Source organism: Variovorax sp. AC194 (assembly GCF_979257995.1).
In genome coordinates, this window is sequence record NZ_OZ409823.1 from 6007796 (window position 1) to 6025691 (window position 17896).

The following is a 17896-nucleotide window of genomic DNA, read 5'->3' on the forward strand; positions in this document are numbered from 1 at the left end:
AGCGTGAAGCGATGGGCCCGGCGCTCAGCGGCCGGCGCGCAGCTTGTCCAGCGCCCGGTCGAGAAACGCCAACCGGTCCTGCCCCCAGAAGCGCTCGCCGTTCAGGATGAACGTCGGCGCGCCGAAGACGCCCGCCTCCACGGCCTCCGCGCTGTTCGCGCGGTACACCGCCAGCGTTTCGGCCCCCTGCTCCAGCGCCTGCAGCGAAGCGCCGTCGTAGCCGTTCTCGTCGGCGACCGCGATGCGCACTTCGGCCTGCGCGGTGTCGCGCTCCTCGGCCCAGAGCGCGCGCAGCAGCGCGTGCGAAAGCGGCTGCGCATCGAGCCCCTGCAGCTGGGCGGCGATCACCATCCAGCCGGCGTACTTGTTCCAGTTCGGATCGGTCGGCGCGCCCTTCGGGTAGTACGCGGGCGCGAGGTTCATCGGCATGCCGAGGTACTCGCTCCAGCGCGCGAGTTCGAGCGCGTGGTACGTGCGGCGCGGCTCGGGGCGCGTCTTCAGCGGAATGCCGCCAGTCTGCGGCACCACGGCCTGGAAGTCGTAGGGCTTGAGCGTGAGCTGCACATGGTGGCGGCGCACGATGTCCTGCAGTTGCGGCCCACCGAGGTAGGCCCAGGGGGAAGAAAGGCTGTAGTAGCAGTCGAGGGCGATCATGGCCCGATTATCTTCAGCGCCAATGACCACGACCGCCACTCCCTCGTGGCGATGCGATCCGCCCGCTCAGCCGGGCCTGCCGGATGGCGGCAGAGACCGCCTGATGGCATCGATGCGCTCCAGGATCGTGGCGATCTGGTTGGACAACAGCGCGCCTTGCCGCGCGTAGCGATCCCTGCATTCATCGAGCTTCTTCGTGAGCACCGCGACCTGCGCCTGGTGCGCGACCTGCTGCGACTGCAGCTTGGCGGCCAGCCTGCGCACGGTCATTTCGTTCGCGTCGGAGGGGGTCGTGGAGGTGGTGAGGGCGGGAACTTGTGCCTTCGAGGGCTGTGGTTTCGGTGTGTCGGTCATGGGATGGATTCGGGCGATCCGGGAATCGAAAAAACCATGAACGCACGCGATGCGAAGACTGCGAGGCGATGTCCATGGGGCTGCTTGTGACGTCGCTTCCAGTATCTGTGCGCCGATGGCCCGCAACCGCCTGCGCCCGCCGGTCGATCGGCGCTGCGCCGTTAAATTCTTCGCAGCTTGCGCGCCTCAATTGCAAGCCAGTTGCAAACTGGCTTTTCGCGCCGAATCGGACTTCGCCCTACATCACCTTGACCGCGCGCCCGATGAACTGGATCGGCCCCGTCGGGCGGTCGATCGGCGAGCCGTTCTCCGGCTCCAGCGTGAGCTCGAAGAGCTGGTTGGGCTCCAGCGGCGGCAGCTTGTCGATGGGGATGCGCAGCGTCTGGCCCTGTTGCTTCACGAGGCCGAGCGACACCGGCCCGCGCCACTGGTCGGCCTTGGTCCAGAACTGCAGCGTCTTCTGCGGCGGCACCTCGAAGGTGCCCAGCGGCACGAGGTTCAGTTGCCGCGACGAGTTGGCCTGGATCACCCAGCCGGGCGATTTGTTCTCGGGCGCGACCAGCACCACCATGTACTGCGTGGCCGGCGGCGCCGCGACGCGCGTGACCACCACAGCGAGCAGCAGCGCCGCCGTGGCGAAACCGCCCGCGGCCAGCCCGCGCCAGAGCTTGAGGTTGTTCCACCAACTGATCGCGCCAGCGGCTTGCGCCTTCGACGCCTTGCCCAGCCCATCGACGCTGCGTTCGATGCGCGTCCACAGCGACGGCGACGGCTCGGCCGGCTCCGCCAGTGCCGTGAGCGGTTGCAGCCGCGCCTCCCAGGCACGCGCGGCTTCTTGCAGCGCCGGTTCGCTCCGCAGGCGCACCTCGACCGCCGCGCGCGCGCTGGCCGAGAGCGTGCCCAGCACGTACTCGCCGGCGAGCCCGTCGATGTCGTTGATGTCGTCGGTGTCTCTGTCTTCAGCGGTGCTCATCCCATGCACTCCCGCAGCGCGCGCATGCCGCGCTGGATCCAGGCCTTCACGGTGCCCAGCGGCGTGTGCAGCCGCTCGGCGATTTCGCCATGCGAGCAGCCTTCGACGTACGCATAGAGGATGCAGTCGCGCCGCGCCGGCTCCAGCCCCGAGAGGCAGCCGTGCAGCCGGCCCAGGTCCGCGCGCAGCTCGAACGGATCGCCCGCGGCCGCGTACGCCGCGAGCGAGGCCTGATCGTCGACCGCAACGGCTGCGTCTTCGTCCAGGCTCACCTGCCGCGCGCCGCTGCGCACCATGTTCAGCGCCGCGTGGCGCACCACGCTGTAGACCCAGCCCCGGCCTTCGCCGAGCGCGGGGTTGAAGCTCGCCGCGCGCTGCCAGATGCTGATGAAGGCATCGTGCAGCACGTCTTCGGCCTGCTGGCGCTGGCGCACGATGCGCAGCGCCACCCCCATCAGGTACCGGCTTTCGCGCTGGTAGAGCTGCTGCAACGCCTGACGGTCGCCGCGGGCGCAGGCCATGAGCGCGGCGTCGTAGTCGAAGGGGGCGGTGGATGTGGGGGGCGGCAAGGTCGGCGGCGGGTGGTGAATGGCGCCATCGTAGTGGCACCGGCACACGCCGCCGCAGATTCACCCCCGGATCATCAGGACGCCTTGTAGAAGATGTAGTCGGCCTGGTACTTCACGACCTGCCGCTGGCCCTTGGTGGCGGGCGTGCACGGCACGGCCGCCGGTGCCACGCCGCCTTGCAGCGCCACGCGCTGGATGTAGGTGACGCCCGTCATCGCGCCCGAGCCCACGGCCGGGTTGGCCTTCACGAGCTGGAACGGCAGGCTGGTCGCGCCCGAGGGTGCGACGGCCAGTTGCGTGGCGGTGAGCTTGGAGCCGTCCATCGACTCCCAGGTGGCCGGCGGGCCGTAGTACTTGCCCACCTGCTTGCCGCTGCGGTCCATGAGCTTGGCGTCGGGGCCGACGAACACCCACTCGGTCGCACCGGGCGTGTTGGCCTTGTCGCGGCATTCGTAGGTGATGTCGCCCATGCCGACGGTTTCCATGGCGACCTTGTTGCCGGCGGGGACCTGGATGGTGGGGGGAGGCTGGACTGGTTGAACGCGGGGGCCATCGACATCGAGCCGCAGGCGGTGAGGACGGCGGCTGCGGAGATGGCGCCGAGGACGGCGATCGAACGGGAGGTGTGCATGGAATTGCTCCTGGGTTGTAGAGGGTCAGCAGCTCCTCGCTGCTGAAGGGTCTACACGCCAGATGCGCGTTTGGATGCAGGGGGTGCGAAATATTTTCCGGGCGCGGATTCCACGGGACCTTCTGCAACAAGCCGCCGCGAAATTCGAAACCGGCGATCAGCGTGACAAATTCCGAGCCGGTTCACACTAGTCCACAGTGTCATCGGCCGCATCCCTCTAGAACTCCCAGACCACAACCGGGAGCTCTGAAGATGATGCGAAAAATTCTCGTGGTCGGCGATCCGCCGGCCCCTGGCGGCCGCGTGCTGCCCTATGGCGGACCGATGTATGAACTGCATGGCCATCGGGTCGCGTTGATCGGCAGCAGGGCGTATTGCGAGGGGTGCCACAGCGTCGGCATCATCGCGAAGGCCGGCGGGCCGCGGAGGCCGCAGTTCATATCCGAGGCAGCGCTGGAGGGGGATGTGGTGGTTTGCCACTGCCCTGTGCCGCAGATGCTGCTGTCTGTGCTGCAGCAATCGGCGAGTTATGACGATGCGGACACGTGGGCAGCCGAAGGCACGACGAGCGCAGCCAATGCCGCCGAATCCGAGATGGCGGCCTTCAAGAAGACAGTGGACGACACGGTCACGCATCCGCCCGAGGCCGAACAGATCGAGAGGATCTGCCCGAACATGACCAACAAGGAATTCACCACCCTGGCGCTGAGGCTGCGCGATATAGCGATCGACTACATCACGAGAAAACGGCTTCCCGAGTTGGAACGCTGGGACGAAGAAGCCCAGGCCCGCGTGAGGACATGGTTTGCCGTCGCCGACCAGCGCACGCGCGAGCATCTGCACAAGGGCTTGGCCGCATGCGTGCGCGTGCTGAGAGATCTGGAAGCCAGGAATTTCGTCCGCTTCATCGAAGGCGGAAAACTGGCGACTTGCGTCATGGGCAGCGTACGAGGGACCGATGCCGCCGCATGCAAGACGGACACCACGATGCACACGATTGCGATCGGCCTTCCTTTTTGTGGCTACAGCGACAACAAGACCAACTTCGACACCGGCGAAGCCATCGATGGCGACTCGCAGCTTCTGGTCTTGATTCACGAGGTCACGCACTTCGACGACACCTTCAGCTCGAACGACACGTGGTACGGCACCATCGACGCGAGAAGACAAGTGCGCAGAGAGAACCACGCCGCTCTTCTGGCCAACGCGGACAGCATCTGCGCCTACATTCTTGGCGTCGCATGAGAAGTCGCAGCGCAACCCTGTGCGGATTGGCCGCCACCCTTGCAGTGCTGGCCGCTCCCGCCGCACACGCATGCAGCCCGATCAAGGTGATCGGCCTCTACTTCGAGCGCGACTCTTCGACGGTAGCGGCCGCACAGGTGTCGAGGCTGGCGAACTGGATGGCCGATCTTCGCGAGCGGTATGCGAACCATCAAGCCATCTACATCGGGGCGTCCACGGAGCCCGGGGAGCACGCGCCTGGCGGTCTGGGCATGGAGCGCGCTCGCAACGTCGCACGCGTGCTCCAGAAGAACCTGCAGTTTCCTGCTGCGAAGATTGAATTGCCGAGCCGCAGCCATGTCGAGGAGCCCGCGCCTGCGTCTATGAAGAAGTGGGACAAGAGCCAAGGCGTCAGAGGCGTGCAACTCGACTTTCTGCCTGCTTGCCCGCATGAGTGTCCGTGCCAGATGGGCGACCCGCTCTACAACCCCCAGGAGCAGCGGCGATGAAAGGCCCGGCAGAAAGAGGAAGGCCTGCGAGTGAGCCCGGGACGCGCGCGGTGGGTGCGCGATGCACCCGTGGCAGGCGTGTGAGTGGCCGGGCGCTGGCGGCGCAAGACAGCTTGCAAGCGCTGGCGAAAAGAGAGGGGGGACGGAAAGCGCGAATAGACAAAAAAGGCCGCCGGGCTCACCGACGGCCCGGCGCTTTCTTGCTTACGCCGCCGAGGGCAGGAGGCTGTTGCTGCTGCCGATGCCGATGGTGCCGCCTTGCAGCGCCCGGCGAACGTCGCCAGCCGCTGCGTTGACGGCGCCGATGCGCGCCACGAGCGCTTCGTTGATGAGGCCCAGCAAGGCGCTCAGTTCGCTGCGGGTGGGGGCGAGCGCCTCGCTGTCGTTCGGGGCGCCGGTTTCGATGAGCTTTTCGAACGCGGTGTAGGCGCGCAGGACCTCGTTGAGGTTTTCGGCGTCGTCGCAGGTTTGGAGGGCGAGGGTGTCGAGGGTGAGAGGTTGAGGTTCGGAAATTTCTGTAGAGATACGGGATTGCGCGCTGGCGCAAACAGATTCAGCCATGAGATGGTCTCCAAGTTTTGCCAAGAGTTTCATCAGGCTTCCAAACCCGGTCGCGCCACCTAGCGCGACAGGCGAAAGTATATCCATGACGCGCTACAGCCAAAAAATAAATTCAATTGTTGCGACAAGGATAGTCTACGCATTCAATTATTAATCAACATATATTCACGTTTAGTTTTCAATAATCGGCAACTCGACAACAAATATTGAGATTAGAAAAATGAAAACCAAAGATTTTTTTGCCGCAGACTTCGCGTCTACGCTTTTTCCTTTGCAGACAACCGCATTACTCATCGCCAACCATAGCGCTGAGTTATCTAGCTATATCTATAAAAAAATTCTCTCCAACGCTCCAGAAAATGAGGGGCATTGCTTCCTGCCTCAACAAAGAGTATTCGCAGCAAAGCCGCGAAATCATTTAAGGCGAACCGTCAGCCTCGACCCGGTTGCCACGTATTATCTTTACGATTTGGTTTATCGAAATAGAAATTCATTTCGCAAACCCGTAAGCGAAAAAAGAAAAAGCTACGGCTATCGATTCGAAAATGGAACGCCGATCCCCGTTCATGTAGCTTACACGGAGTTTCTTGATGACATCGATGGCGGCTACATATTTAACAAGCACTCGCTAAAATTCTACATCGCCTCATACTTCAATTCAATATATCACCATGATTTGACGCATTGGTTTGAGTCTCTTCAGGGAACGTCCATCGAAGACAATGAGGGATTTGGCAAGTTCCTAAGAGAGATAAACTCAGGCCGATCGATAGATTTATTACCTCACGGTCTTTATCCAAGCAAAATGATTGGCAGCGAATTTTTAAAATTCGTCGACATGACAAAAGAAATAAAATCGAGCCAGATGTGTCGTTTCATGGACGATTTCTACTTATTCGACAACAACGAAACAACCATCGCGATGGATTTTCTCAGAATTCAAGAGTTACTTGGCTCCAAGGCCTTGAATATCAATCCATCAAAAACGGCTGCGGGGGCAGGCGCATCTACGGTGAAAGACGAAGTTTCCGAAATTAAAGCGGAGCTCATTGAATTCGTCGAAATTCCAACTTTTCAGGGCGTTTCTTCTTTCGGAGTCGAAGAACATCAAATAATAGCAAACTTAAGTGATGAGCAAATTTCGCGTTTACTCGATCTACTGATTGACGAAAGAGCTGAAGAATCTGATGTGGAACTAATTCTGACGATCTTAAAAGACCATTCGGATAGCTTGAGCGGCGTTATCGGTCAACTGCTCCAGCGCTTTCCCAGTGTCGCGAAGCAAATCAACATTATCTGCGCCGGGATATCTGACACCGAAGCGCTTGCCAGCGAGATATTCACCTTAGTTTCGAGTCCAACTCATCTAATCGAATTTCAGCTCTTCTGGATTGCCGTTTTATGCGAAGAACGACTTATGAAATCAAAGAAGTATGGAGACATCATGAACCGCCTATACGAAAGAGCGAACAATTTTCCAATAGCCAAAGCCAAAATATTAGAAATACCAGATCAAAATCATGGTTTCAAAGAAATCCGGGATGGCCATCTCAAATCCGGGGGATCCCACTGGCTAACCTGGGCATCAGCAGCAGGAGCCAGAACATTAAAAAAATCGGAGCGAAATTATCTCTTGGACTATTTTTCCAAAGGATCCCCATTAAATCATCTGGTAGCGGGCTGCATTAAATCGCTTTAACCTCTGACTGCCGATTTGAGACGCCTTGCCTATTTACTTCGCGAGCGTTCGATTTTCTTTTCGGGCAGCAGTATTAACCTGCTCATCGAATTCAAGTCGAACGATATTTTTTTATAAAGCCTAAAAGAATCCGGTTATTTTTGCTCCATGCACTCTTTTCTCTTTAAATTGAACAAGGCATGCGTGTTTAATTTAATACTACCCTCAATTTTCAAGCGCGCCAAAAATACCCATAACTCGCGCAAAGCAGCGGGATCGACTTCCATTAACGCGGACGCGAGTGTAAGGAAAATCATCTTGGATGAGCATGCGCTTCACGGATCTGGAATTCCAACCTGTTTCTTCTACCTATTAAGCTAATTGACTAGTTAGGCTAAAAAGAATCGGCGGCCCATTCATTGACTCAGGCGCAACTATCTTCTGCCCAGCACCCCATTTATCTGCAAAGGTATCCCCAAGACACTCCTCCTAACCCCTCAAGGAGTGCCTCATGCCCATCGCCCTACTCGCGCTGACCCTCAGCGCCTTCGCCATCGGGACGACCGAGTTCGTCATCGTTGGCCTCATCCCCACCGTCGCTGCTGACCTGGCCATCGGCCTGCCCTCGGCGGGCTTGCTGGTCAGCCTCTACGCGCTGGGCGTCGCCATCGGCGCGCCGGTGCTCACCGCCCTCACGGGCAAGCTGCCGCGCAAGGCGCTGCTGCTCGGGCTGATGGCGCTGTTCACGCTCGGCAATCTGCTGGCGTGGCAGGCGCCCAGCTATGAATCGCTGGTGGCCGCGCGCATCCTCACGGGCCTCGCGCACGGGGTGTTCTTCTCGATCGGCTCGACCATCGCCACGGGCCTCGTGCCCAAGGAGAAGGCGGCCAGCGCCATCGCGATCATGTTCACCGGGCTCACGGTGGCGCTCGTTACCGGCGTGCCGCTGGGCACGTTCATCGGGCAGCATTTCGGCTGGCGCGAGACGTTCCTGGCCGTGTCGGCGCTGGGCGTGGTCGCCTTCATCGGCAGCTGGGTCTTCGTGCCCAACAACATCCGCCACACGGCGCCGGCCTCGCTCGCGCAGCAGGCAAAAGTGCTGGCCGAGCCGCGGCTTCTGCTGGTGTATGCCAAGACGGCGATCGGCTACGGCGGCTCGTTCATTCCGTTCACGTTTCTCGCGCCGATCCTTACCGACGTGTCGGGCTTCAGCGCGGGCGCGGTGGGCTGGGTGATGCTGGTGTACGGTGTGTCGGTGGCGGTGGGCAACATCTGGGGCGGCAAGCTGGCCGACCGCCTGGGGCCGATTCCGGCGCTCAAGATCATCTTCGCGCTGCTGGCCGCCGTGCTGCTGGTCTTCAACTTCGCGGCGCCGCACAAGTGGCTGGCGCTGGTGGCGGTGCTGATGTGGGGCGCGGTCGCGTTCGGCAACGTGCCGGGGCTGCAGGTGTATGTGGTCAAGCAGGCGGAGCGCTTCACGCCGCAAGCAGTGGACGTGGCCTCGGGCCTGAACATCGCGGCCTTCAACCTGGGCATTGCGCTGGCAGCCTGGGCCGGCGGCCTGATCGTGACGCACCTGGGCCTCATGCACACGCCCTGGATCGGCGCGCTGGTGGTGCTGGTGTCGCTGGCCCTCACGCAGTGGAGCGGCGCGCTGGACCGCCGCGCCGGGATTCCGGTTCGCGCCTCGGGGCCGGTGCCGGTTGGTCACTGACCCGATTCGTTTCTCTTTTCTTCTCTTCTCTTTTTTTTCAACGCACAAGGACAACACGACCATGACAACGACGAACAGCAACAGCAACGCACCCGTCCCCGCCTTCGGCCTCGGCACCTTTCGCCTGAAGGGCCAGGTGGTGATCGATTCGGTGAAGAACGGCCTGGACGTGGGCTACCGCGCGATCGACACCGCGCAGATCTACGGCAACGAAGCCGAGGTGGGCCAGGCGATTGCCGAGAGCGGCGTGGCGCGCGATGCGCTCTTCATCACCACCAAGATCTGGACCGACAACTACGCCAAGGCCAAGCTCGTGCCCAGCCTGAAAGAGAGCCTGGCCAAGCTGCGCACCGATCACGTCGACCTCACGCTCATCCACTGGCCCTCGCCCGGCAACGCGGTGCCTGTCGCCGAGTTCATGGGCGCGCTGGCCGAGGCCAAGGCGCAGGGGCTCACGAAGCGCATCGGCGTGTCGAACTTCAACATCGCGCTCATGAAGGAAGCGATTGCGGCCGTGGGCGCGGAGAACATCGCCACCAACCAGATCGAGCTGCACCCGTACCTGCAGAACCGCAAGGTGGCGGAGTTCGCAAAGAGCCAGGGCATCCACATCACCTCGTACATGACGCTCGCGTACGGCAAGGTCATCGCCGATCCGGTGATCGAGGCGATCGCCAAGGCGCACGGCGCGACGACCGCGCAGGTCACGCTCGCGTGGGCGATGCAGCTGGGCTACGCGGTGATTCCGTCGTCCACCAAGCGCGCGAACCTCGAAGGCAATCTGAAGGCGCAGCAGTTGAAGCTCACCGATGCGGAGATGGCGCAGATGGCGGCGCTGGACCGTGGCGAACGGCTCACCGATCCGGCCGGCCTCTCGCCGGCTTGGGACTGATCGATCACGCGGGGTGCGCGTTTGTCAGCACCCCGCATCGGACTTCTCGACCGCCTCGACCGTGAACAGCCGCCGCACACCGTCGAGCGTGTCGAAGTAGCCCTTGCTGGAGCGGCGCAGCGGCGTGCCGTCGCGAAGCCGGTAGCTCACCGGGCCGCGCGTCACCGGGTAGCGCTTGGTCACGCTCACGCGGTAGAGGCACTCGGTGTATTCGAGCACCTCGTCCGGGCGCTCGTGCGCATCGACGACCTCGAAGCGGCCGGTGACGTGGAGGATGGACTCGTAGGTGGCCATGGCGCGGTTTTTGCGCCGCACACGATGCGGCGCTGCCGCCCGAATTCCAGAGCGCGAGTAGGACAACGGATCGCACGTGCGCGCTGTGGGCCTTTATGGCTTTGCGGGCAGCCGCTGTGGCACGCTCGTGCACTTCGATCGCGGGCGTTTTATGCGGCGATGCTGCGCTGCTCCAACGGTCATCCGTCTGGCGATCTTTTCAAAAACTCAAGCGCTGACGCGGCTGGGGAAACCTCTTGAATCTCGACTCGATCAATCCGACTGTTCTGGGCTGGATCGCCGGCCTTTGCGTACTTGGCCTCGTCCGCTACTGGCTGAACCGGCGCAAGTAAATGCGCGGTCGGCGGAACGGAAAAACGGTACTTCCGCCGAGCGCTTAGAGGCTCGCCAGCAAACCGGTCGAAGATGCCTCGGCCGCCAGCTTGCCGTCGGCGTTGTAGAGCGCAGCCTCGAGAAAGGCGATGCGCTTTCCCCGCTTGATCACCCGCGCTTCCACGCGCCCCTCGCCAGGGCCGACCTTCTCGTAGAAGCTCACCTTGATCTCCAGGCTGAACACGGTCTGCTGCTGCGCCGTGTCGTGCATCACGGCATGGGCCATGGCCGCATCGAGCCACGCGGTGATGAAGCCGCCCTGGGCGATGGTGCCGTTGGTGTGGCAGTACTCGCGCCGCACGGTGAAGGCGGCCTGCAGCGTCTTGCTCTCGGGCGCCCACCCGGTCACGTGGAAATTGCCCATCGATTCGCTCAGTGCCTGGCCCGAGCGGATGCGGGCCTCCAGATCGTCGTTCATTGGTTGGTGCGGTTGGTGCCGTTGGTGAGGTGTCGGGCATTTTCATGCGAAGCCGGGTGCGCCGTGGCGCCGGGCGGGCCGCGACGGTCACTCGCGGGACGCAGGGGCCGACAGCAGGGCGTCCAGGTGGGCAATGGTTTTTTGCAGGCCTTCGACCAAGCCCACGCGGGCCTCCCAGCCGAACATCTGCTCGGCCAGGCGCACGTCGGGCCGGCGCTGCGTCGGATCGTCGCTCGGCAGGGGCGCGAAGACGAGCTTCGACGAGGAGCCGGTGAGTTCGATGACCAGCCGGGCGAGATCGCGCACGGTGAACTCTTGCGGATTGCCGATGTTCACCGGCCCGGCGCCGCCCGCCTCGGCCTCCATGAACCGGTGCAGGCCGGCGACCATGTCGTCGACAAAGCAGAAGCTGCGGGTCTGCAGGCCATCGCCGTAGACCGTGAGCGGCTCCGCGCGCAGGGCTTGCACGATGAAGTTGGAGACGACGCGCCCGTCCTGCGGATGCATGCGCGGGCCGTAGGTATTGAAGATGCGCGCGACGCGCACCTGCACGCCGTGCTGGCGGTGATAGTCGAAGAACAGCGACTCGGCGCAGCGCTTGCCTTCGTCGTAGCAGCTGCGCACGCCGACAGGATTGACGTTGCCCCAGTAGCTCTCGCGCTGCGGATGCACCTGCGGGTCGCCGTAGATTTCGCTGGTCGATGCCTGCAGGATGCGCGCGCCTTCGCGCTGGGCCAGCGCCAGCATGTTCAGCGCGCCGAGCACGCAGGTCCTGGTGGTCTGCACCGGGTCGCGCTGGTAATGCACGGGCGAGGCCGGACAGGCGAGGTTGTAGATGCGGTCGACGTGCGCACCGAGCGGCGTGGCAAGGTCGCGAGTGACGTCGTGGGTGACATGGCGGGTGATGTCATGAGTGACATCGTGGGTGACGAGCGTGAACCGCGGGTGCCCCAGCAGATGCGCCACATTGCGCCGGGCGCCGGTGGAGAAGTCGTCCACGCACAGCACGTCGCAGCCCTCGGAGAGCAGCAGTTCGCACAGATGGCTGCCGAGAAAGCCGGCGCCGCCGGTCACGAGCGTTCGCAGGGGTGCGTTGTCGTCATGCATGCAAGGACCTCGGGCGTTCTTCAGCGGCCGACCGCCCGGTAGTCGATGCCCTGGTCGCGTATCGACGGATCGTAGAGGTTGCGGCCGTCGAAGATCAGCGGCTGCCTGAGCGCGATTTTCAGCGCGTCGAAATCCGGATTCTTGAACTCGTTCCAGTCGGTGAGGATCACCAGCGCATCGCAGTCCTCCGCCGCCTGCAGGGCCTGGTCGTTGAAGCTCAGGCGGGCGGCCTCGTCGGCGCGGCCTTGCAGGTCTTTGGCGAGCGTCTTGCGCGCCTCCTCGATGGCCACCGGATCGTGCGCAACCACCTGCGCACCGCGCATCAGCAGCGCCTGGATGATGACGCGGCTCGGCGCCTCGCGCATGTCGTCGGTGCCGGGCTTGAAGGCCAATCCCCACACGCCGAAACGGCGCCCGCGCAGGTCGGGGCCGAAGTGCCGCACGATCTTGTCGACCAGCCGCAACTTCTGCGCGTCGTTGACGGCACGCACGGCCTCCAGCAGTTGCAGGCGCTGTCCGTGGCCGGCCGCGGTGTGGACCAGCGCCTGCAGGTCTTTCGGAAAGCAGCTGCCGCCGTAGCCGGCGCCGGCCTGCAGAAAGCTGTTGCCGATGCGTGGGTCGGCCACCAGCCCGCAGCGCACCTGCTCGATGTCCACGCCCACGTTCTCCGCGAGGTTCGCGAGCTCGTTCATGAAGCTGATCCGCGTGGCGAGCATCGCGTTGGCTGCGTACTTGGTGAATTCGGCCGCCTCCAGGCTCATGTGGATGGTGCGGTCGCGGTCGCGGTTGAAGGGCGCATACATGCGGCGCATGAGGTCACGCGCATGCTGGCCCGCGGCGCCGGGCTCGCTGCCGACCACGATGCGATCGGGCTGCATGAAGTCGGCGATGCCGGTGCCCTGCTTGAGGAACTCGGGGTTCGAGACGATCGACAGGCGGGCGTCCGACGCAAGGTCGCGCCTGCGACGCGCGGCGAGCTCCTCTTCAATGACGGCGCGCAGCTGCGCGCTCGTGCCGACCGGCACGGTGGATTTGGCCACCACCACCTTGGAATCTTGCATGTGGCGGCCGATGTCGCGCGCCGCGGCCAGCACGTGCTGCAGGTCGGCGCGTCCATCTTCGCCGGCGGGCGTTCCGACGGCGATGAAGATCAACTCTCCGTGGTGGATGGCGTGCGCGACGTCGTTGGTGAACGCCAGGCGCGCGGCGAGCACGTTGCGCGCAATGAGCTGCGGCAGCCCTTCCTCGTGGATCGGCACGTCGCCCGAAAGCAATCGCTGCACCTTGCGTTCGTCGATATCGAAGCAGACGACATCGTTGCCGGTCTCCGCAAGGCAAGTGCCGGTGACGAGGCCGACATAGCCGGCGCCGAGGATGGAGATCTTCATGGGTTGCGCGAGGACAGCGGCAAGGGCGCCGAGCGGGCCGGCTGGGCACAGACGCGGAACCACAGCAGGTACCCCAGTGCCTTGACCCCGTCGCGCCAGTTGATCTTCTTGCCCTCGTCGAAACCACGGCCGCGGTAGCTCACGGGCAGCTCGCTGATCCGCCATCGGCCGGGCCGCACGATCTGGGCGCTGATCTGGATCTCGCAACCGAAGTCGGGGCAGGTCACATTCAGGGTGTCGTTCACCTCTTTGGTAAACATCTTGTAGCAGACCTCGATGTCGGAGAAGCGCTTGCCGTACAGGATGCCGAAGAGCCTGGAGATCAGCCAGTTGGCCGAGACCTGCGACAGCGAAATGAACTTGGCGCTGCCGTTTCGCTGTCCCTCGAAGCGCGAGCCGTACACCACATCGGCGACCTTGCGGTGCGCGATCAGGTCGTACATGGGGGTCCAGTCGGCGGGGTCGTATTCGAGGTCGGCATCCTGGATGACGACGACATTGCCGGTGGCCGCGGCCAGGCCGGTCGCAACGCCGGCGCCCTTGCCCCGATTGCATGCGTGATACAGCGCCCGCACGGTGAGGCGCGAAGCCGCGGGCTCGTCGGCCCAGGTGAGCGTTCCGTCGCTGCCGCCGACCGGGTGCGCCCCGGTGCGCAGCCCCTGGGGCACCTGGGCCTGGATCCATTCGCGGGTTCCATCGGTGGAGCCGTCGTCCACCAGGATGATTTCCTTGTCGACTTCCGGGAGCACGCGGGACACGGCAACGAGCACGCGAGGCAGGGTGCGGACTTCGTTGAGCACGGGAATCACGATGGAGAGCATGGGCGGCTTGATGAGGGTGCGGGAAAAAAACCGGTGCGAGCGGTCGAACTACCAGGGCGCGACGGTGGCCAGCATGGCCAGGCCGATCAGCACGTGAATGTTTCTGTAGACGGTCTGCAGCCGGCGAACGCTCGCGTAGGTCAGCCCGTCGCGCAGTGCCCGGCATGCCGCGCGCAGGTGCACCGCATACAACACCGCGGCCAGCGACAGGACGGGGGGAACGACCCCGCGCAGCGCGAGCACGGTCAGCGTGAGGTAGGCGATGCTGAAGAGCACTTGCCCCGCGAGAAACGATGCCTTCTTGCCGAACGCGACGGCGTTGGTGCGGATGCCGTTTCGCGCGTCGCTGTCGTGGTCGCGCGTTTCGTGGACCAGGTGCCCCGCGGCAAAGACGAGCCCGAAATAGCCGGCAAGGACCACCATCTGCGGCGTCACGGGCGACAGCGCGACATACCCCAGAAGAAAGTGCAGCGTGCCGCCGACCATGTGCAGCAGGGAGTTGAGCACCGGCACGCCCTTGCCTTGCGCGCCGGGGAACGAGTAGATGGCGCTGAGCGCGGCGATGCACAGCGCGATCGCGAACGGCGCCTGGCCCACCAGGGCGAAGACCAGCAACGCGAGCGCGAGCAGCGCGCAGGCCAGCCCCGCCATCCTGGAGGCGTTTTCTCCCTTGGCCAGGAAGGTGGCGCCCACGCGCGTCGGGTCGTTGAGATCGCCTTGCGCGCCGGCCCAGTCGTTGAGCACGAACACATGCGCCACGAGCAGGAGGTTGCCGGCGACCAGCGCGGCGATGGAGAGCAACGTCGCCACGCGGAAATCGGCCATCGCGAAGCAGGCGCCGATCAGCGGCGCGCCCTGCAGCACGCAGACCTCGTCCAGGCGGATGCACGACACCAGGCGCCCGAGCGAGGCGGGGCGTTGCGGCGCGATGGCCGTCTTGGCTTCGGGCCGCGTCATGAAGCGCTCCTCGGCGAAGCGGCATGGGCTGGGTCCGGCGGAAGCTGCGCGCCGCGCGTGGCGTGGTAGAGCCGCAACCAGAGCGCATAGCCCACTTCCTGCGACCAGTAGAAGCGCCGCACGGTGGCGCTCATGTCGTTGTGATACAGCAGGGGCGGATTGCCGGCCAGCGCAGCGAATTCATGCGAGGCGAGAGCCTGCAGCAGCCGCGTCGCTTCGGCTTTCTGCGCGGCGGTGGGCGCCGTGTCCTGCAGCCGGGCCACGAGCGAGGCGACCTGCGCCCACACGGCCTGGGCGGGCACCGCCGGTTGCAGGCGCGATGCCGGCACCTCGAGCGCGCAGCCGGCGCGCTGCACCTCCGCCAGCCGCAGGCTCATCACCGGCGGCGCGCCGGCGTAGTAGACCCAGAGGCTGTCGTCGTCGGCGCGCCGCTTGAGCGTTGCGCAGAGCGCGCGCGCGGCGGGCGGGTCCTCCTGGGCGAGCAGCAGGTAGATGTGCATCTGGATGCCGATGTCCGCCGGATTCGGGTCCGCCCCCGGATCGAGGCAGCGGTAGTCCGCCCGCGGCGCGAGCCAGGTGCGGTAGAGCCCGTCGCCGGTGGTGAAGCGCCGCAGGGTCCGCATTGCCGCGGCGAGCTTCGCGCGGTCTGCTGCCGGCGCCACGCGCCACACCAGCGCGGTGTCGTCCGAATCGGGCGTGATCGCGCATCCGAGCACGCCGATGGTCGATGCGTCGGGCCTGCCGTGATAGCGCACCAGCCCGTCGTCCTCGATCTGGCTGGCAAGAAAGCCTTGCGCGCGCGCCAGCATCGGATCCATCCGTGGAACATGCGCGATCGGCCCCACCAGGTCGATCATGATCGCGTTCAGGTAGGTATTGAGTTCGGGCTGCGGCTGCTCGAAGCGCGTGCCGCTGGTGAACGAAGTGAGCCAGTACCCGGGCGCCTGCTGGGCTTGCGCGATGCGCTCGACGGCCTGGCGCGATGCGTACTGCAGGAAGCGCTCTGCAGCATCGCCCGGTCCTGCCGGCGGCAACTCGAAGAACCGCTCGCGCAGCAGCCGCACCTCGCCGCCCGCATAGGGACGCACGAGCACCGAGAGCTTGTGGCGCCCGGCCTGCAGGTCCCCGAGGGGCACATGCAGACGCCATCCGGCCGGGCTCTTTTCGGCCAGCGTCTGGGCCACGTCGGGGCGATCGAAGAAGTGGTTCGTGCCCGCGACCTCGCGCCCGTCGATCAGCACCGCGATGTCCTGGGGCGACGAGGAATCCACGAGCGCCCATCCGGCCACATCGAGCTGGCGTTCCAGGCGATCGCCCGCTGCCGCGTCGTGCACCGGCACGTCGAGCGGCTGGATCAGGTCGATGTTCCCGCGCAGGTCCGCCAGCAGATCGGGTTGCACGCGGGGATGCGAGAGCTCCGCCACGAAGGCCGCATTGCGCCACGCCCACATGGGGCGCATCCGGTCGTCGGTCTTCATGGTCAGCACGGCCGTGTCGACCGCGCCGGTGTACCAGAAGGCGCCGATCGCCTGGATGGCGACGGACGCGACGCATGCGGCGGCGAACAGCACGCGCGCAGGGCGCGACAGGCGCGCCACGATGGGCGGAAGCATCCACACGAGCAGCGGCACCATGTCGGTGAGCCAGCGCGGACCCCAGGCAATGCCTTGCCGCCAGTCGACCCTCGCATAGCCCAGGACCTGCACCGCGATGGCCACGGCCAGGGCCAGCGTGAGTCCGCGCGTGTCGCGGTCCCGCAGCGCCAGGAGAAACAGGCACGGCACGAACAGCAGGAAGGGCGAAAAGACGAACAGCCCGCGCGTCGGGCTGAACAGCAGGCCGGCGATGCCTTCCAGCACGTTGTCGTTGAAATCGCTGGCATGCACGCTCAGGGCATAGGCCCCGGCCACATGCCCGACCGCGCCCAGGTTGTAGGCCAGCGTGAGGGCAACCGGGACGCCGCCGGCCACGATGAGCCAGGGCCAGCGGCTCCCGGCCCAGCGCAAACCCCACAGGCCCAGCGCGGCGGCCAGGAGCGCATCGGGCGGGCGGTTCGCCGCGATCAGCGCGCAGAGGAAGCCGGCCATCGCCACGCGCGCCAGCGTCGCCGGGCCGGTGACCAGCCACAGCGTCGCAACGATGAGCAGTTGCGCCAGGCCGTGCATCCACAACGCCTGGCTGCTGATCACCCAGGTGGTCGTGCCGAACGCGTAGGCGAGGCTGAGCACGCCGGCGGTGCGCGCATCGCAGCGCCGGCGCAACAGCATGAACACGAGGGCGACGGAGGCCGCAGCGATCAGGGAGGCGCACAGCTTCTCCATCGCGCGCGCCACCTTGTCGGCGATGTGCGGGTCCCAGCCGACGCTGTCCAGGTAATGCAGCGCGGGGAGGTACAGCGGCGCGACGACCAGCGGCACGACCAGGGGGTACTTGGAGACCAGGTGTGCGTCGCGTCCTTGCTGTATCCAGAAGGCGGTGCCGTTGTGGCCGGCGTTCGGCGCAGAACGTCCGAGAGCGACCGCATCGGCGATCGGATCGAGCAGAACGGTGTGGTTGCGCAGGATGGAGAACGGCAGATGGCGCGCAGCGAAGGTGTCGGCGGCCGCAATCAGGCGGCCGTTGGCGTTGAAGACGAGGAAAGCGGCCAATGCCAGCACACACGCGATCGCCACATCGTGAAGTGGAAGCTTCGCTCGCGGTCTTCGCTCCGTGCTGCTGCCCGACGGTGCGGGCCCGTTTCCACTCATCGCCATGCTTTCTCGGTGCCAATTGCCGTGCGT

Annotated in this window: 17 protein-coding genes and 1 pseudogene; 5 read left to right on the plus strand and 13 right to left on the minus strand. The window is 64.6% G+C overall.

What is annotated here, in order from left to right:
• Positions 1 to 24: 24 nt before the first annotated feature.
• From ACZYRS_RS28460 to ACZYRS_RS28480, 5 genes and pseudogenes are all read right to left on the minus strand, one after another.
• Positions 25 to 654, minus strand: coding sequence for a DsbA family protein (locus tag ACZYRS_RS28460; protein ID WP_463421879.1), 630 nt, complete (start codon positions 652 to 654; stop codon positions 25 to 27).
• 66 nt (positions 655 to 720) lie between these two features.
• Complete coding sequence (locus ACZYRS_RS28465; protein WP_463421880.1) at positions 721 to 1008, minus strand: hypothetical protein; 288 nt, start codon at positions 1006 to 1008, stop codon at positions 721 to 723.
• A 238-nt stretch (positions 1009 to 1246) separates the two neighbouring features.
• Positions 1247 to 1981: an anti-sigma factor gene (locus tag ACZYRS_RS28470; RefSeq protein WP_463421881.1), complete on the minus strand. Its 735-nt coding sequence runs from the start codon at positions 1979 to 1981 to the stop codon at positions 1247 to 1249.
• Positions 1978 to 2550 carry a sigma-70 family RNA polymerase sigma factor gene (locus ACZYRS_RS28475; RefSeq protein WP_463421882.1) on the minus strand — a complete coding sequence of 191 codons (573 nt, stop codon included), beginning with the start codon at positions 2548 to 2550 and terminating at the stop codon, positions 1978 to 1980. The genes ACZYRS_RS28470 and ACZYRS_RS28475 overlap by 4 nt, the downstream gene beginning before the upstream one ends.
• A gap of 74 nt (positions 2551 to 2624) precedes the next feature.
• Positions 2625 to 3181 (minus strand): annotated as a pseudogene (locus ACZYRS_RS28480) (DUF3455 domain-containing protein).
• Positions 3182 to 3433: 252 nt separating this feature from the next.
• Here ACZYRS_RS28480 and ACZYRS_RS28485 point away from each other — a divergent pair.
• A complete protein-coding gene (locus ACZYRS_RS28485; RefSeq protein ID WP_463421883.1) occupies positions 3434 to 4426 on the plus strand; it encodes a M35 family metalloendopeptidase in 993 nt (330 codons plus the stop codon).
• Complete coding sequence (locus tag ACZYRS_RS28490; RefSeq protein ID WP_463421884.1) at positions 4423 to 4914, plus strand: hypothetical protein; 492 nt, start codon at positions 4423 to 4425, stop codon at positions 4912 to 4914. The genes ACZYRS_RS28485 and ACZYRS_RS28490 overlap by 4 nt, the downstream gene beginning before the upstream one ends.
• 204 nt (positions 4915 to 5118) lie before the next feature.
• On the opposite strand, the gene ACZYRS_RS28495 is transcribed toward ACZYRS_RS28490, so the two are convergent.
• Entirely contained in the window at positions 5119 to 5508 is a 390-nt protein-coding gene (locus tag ACZYRS_RS28495; protein ID WP_463421885.1) for a hypothetical protein, read from the minus strand.
• 187 nt (positions 5509 to 5695) lie between these two features.
• Here ACZYRS_RS28495 and drt5 point away from each other — a divergent pair, with 187 nt between their 5' ends.
• From drt5 to dkgB, 3 genes are all read left to right on the plus strand, one after another.
• Positions 5696 to 7174, plus strand: coding sequence for an antiviral reverse transcriptase Drt5 (drt5, locus tag ACZYRS_RS28500; RefSeq protein ID WP_463421886.1), 1479 nt, complete (start codon positions 5696 to 5698; stop codon positions 7172 to 7174).
• A gap of 490 nt (positions 7175 to 7664) precedes the next feature.
• A complete protein-coding gene (locus ACZYRS_RS28505) occupies positions 7665 to 8867 on the plus strand; it encodes an MFS transporter (RefSeq protein ID WP_463421887.1) in 1203 nt (400 codons plus the stop codon).
• A gap of 61 nt (positions 8868 to 8928) precedes the next feature.
• Positions 8929 to 9759, plus strand: coding sequence for a 2,5-didehydrogluconate reductase DkgB (dkgB, locus tag ACZYRS_RS28510; protein ID WP_463421888.1), 831 nt, complete (start codon positions 8929 to 8931; stop codon positions 9757 to 9759).
• A 24-nt stretch (positions 9760 to 9783) separates the two neighbouring features.
• On the opposite strand, the gene ACZYRS_RS28515 is transcribed toward dkgB, so the two are convergent.
• From ACZYRS_RS28515 to ACZYRS_RS28545, 7 genes are all read right to left on the minus strand, one after another.
• Positions 9784 to 10053: a hypothetical protein gene (locus ACZYRS_RS28515; protein WP_463421889.1), complete on the minus strand. Its 270-nt coding sequence runs from the start codon at positions 10051 to 10053 to the stop codon at positions 9784 to 9786.
• A 376-nt stretch (positions 10054 to 10429) separates the two neighbouring features.
• Entirely contained in the window at positions 10430 to 10843 is a 414-nt protein-coding gene (locus tag ACZYRS_RS28520; RefSeq protein WP_463421890.1) for a PaaI family thioesterase, read from the minus strand.
• Between the two features lie 87 nt (positions 10844 to 10930).
• Positions 10931 to 11950, minus strand: coding sequence for a UDP-glucuronic acid decarboxylase family protein (locus tag ACZYRS_RS28525; RefSeq protein ID WP_463421891.1), 1020 nt, complete (start codon positions 11948 to 11950; stop codon positions 10931 to 10933).
• Between the two features lie 20 nt (positions 11951 to 11970).
• A complete protein-coding gene (locus ACZYRS_RS28530; protein WP_463421892.1) occupies positions 11971 to 13338 on the minus strand; it encodes a UDP-glucose dehydrogenase family protein in 1368 nt (455 codons plus the stop codon).
• Positions 13335 to 14159, minus strand: coding sequence for a glycosyltransferase family 2 protein (locus ACZYRS_RS28535; protein ID WP_463421893.1), 825 nt, complete (start codon positions 14157 to 14159; stop codon positions 13335 to 13337). Before ACZYRS_RS28535 ends, ACZYRS_RS28530 begins: the two co-directional genes overlap by 4 nt.
• 48 nt (positions 14160 to 14207) lie before the next feature.
• Positions 14208 to 15116, minus strand: a complete 909-nt coding sequence (locus ACZYRS_RS28540; RefSeq protein WP_463421894.1) for a UbiA family prenyltransferase — start codon at positions 15114 to 15116, stop codon at positions 14208 to 14210.
• Entirely contained in the window at positions 15113 to 17788 is a 2676-nt protein-coding gene (locus tag ACZYRS_RS28545; RefSeq protein ID WP_463421895.1) for a hypothetical protein, read from the minus strand. Before ACZYRS_RS28545 ends, ACZYRS_RS28540 begins: the two co-directional genes overlap by 4 nt.
• Positions 17789 to 17896: the final 108 nt, after the last annotated feature.

Excerpts from the sequence above, each read along its gene's own strand:
- ACZYRS_RS28530 (WP_463421892.1), bottom strand. The coding sequence starts at position 13,338 with ATGAAGATCTCCATCCTCGGCGCCGGCTATGTCGGCCTCGTCACCGGC.
- drt5 (WP_463421886.1), top strand. The coding sequence starts at position 5,696 with ATGAAAACCAAAGATTTTTTTGCCGCAGACTTCGCGTCTACGCTTTTT.
- ACZYRS_RS28485 (WP_463421883.1), top strand. The coding sequence starts at position 3,434 with ATGATGCGAAAAATTCTCGTGGTCGGCGATCCGCCGGCCCCTGGCGGC.
- ACZYRS_RS28465 (WP_463421880.1), bottom strand. The coding sequence starts at position 1,008 with ATGACCGACACACCGAAACCACAGCCCTCGAAGGCACAAGTTCCCGCC.
- ACZYRS_RS28495 (WP_463421885.1), bottom strand. The coding sequence starts at position 5,508 with ATGAAACTCTTGGCAAAACTTGGAGACCATCTCATGGCTGAATCTGTT.
- ACZYRS_RS28525 (WP_463421891.1), bottom strand. The coding sequence starts at position 11,950 with ATGCATGACGACAACGCACCCCTGCGAACGCTCGTGACCGGCGGCGCC.
- ACZYRS_RS28520 (WP_463421890.1), bottom strand. The coding sequence starts at position 10,843 with ATGAACGACGATCTGGAGGCCCGCATCCGCTCGGGCCAGGCACTGAGC.
- ACZYRS_RS28460 (WP_463421879.1), bottom strand. The coding sequence starts at position 654 with ATGATCGCCCTCGACTGCTACTACAGCCTTTCTTCCCCCTGGGCCTAC.
- ACZYRS_RS28505 (WP_463421887.1), top strand. The coding sequence starts at position 7,665 with ATGCCCATCGCCCTACTCGCGCTGACCCTCAGCGCCTTCGCCATCGGG.
- ACZYRS_RS28470 (WP_463421881.1), bottom strand. The coding sequence starts at position 1,981 with ATGAGCACCGCTGAAGACAGAGACACCGACGACATCAACGACATCGAC.
- ACZYRS_RS28535 (WP_463421893.1), bottom strand. The coding sequence starts at position 14,159 with ATGCTCTCCATCGTGATTCCCGTGCTCAACGAAGTCCGCACCCTGCCT.
- ACZYRS_RS28515 (WP_463421889.1), bottom strand. The coding sequence starts at position 10,053 with ATGGCCACCTACGAGTCCATCCTCCACGTCACCGGCCGCTTCGAGGTC.
- dkgB (WP_463421888.1), top strand. The coding sequence starts at position 8,929 with ATGACAACGACGAACAGCAACAGCAACGCACCCGTCCCCGCCTTCGGC.
- ACZYRS_RS28540 (WP_463421894.1), bottom strand. The coding sequence starts at position 15,116 with ATGACGCGGCCCGAAGCCAAGACGGCCATCGCGCCGCAACGCCCCGCC.
- ACZYRS_RS28490 (WP_463421884.1), top strand. The coding sequence starts at position 4,423 with ATGAGAAGTCGCAGCGCAACCCTGTGCGGATTGGCCGCCACCCTTGCA.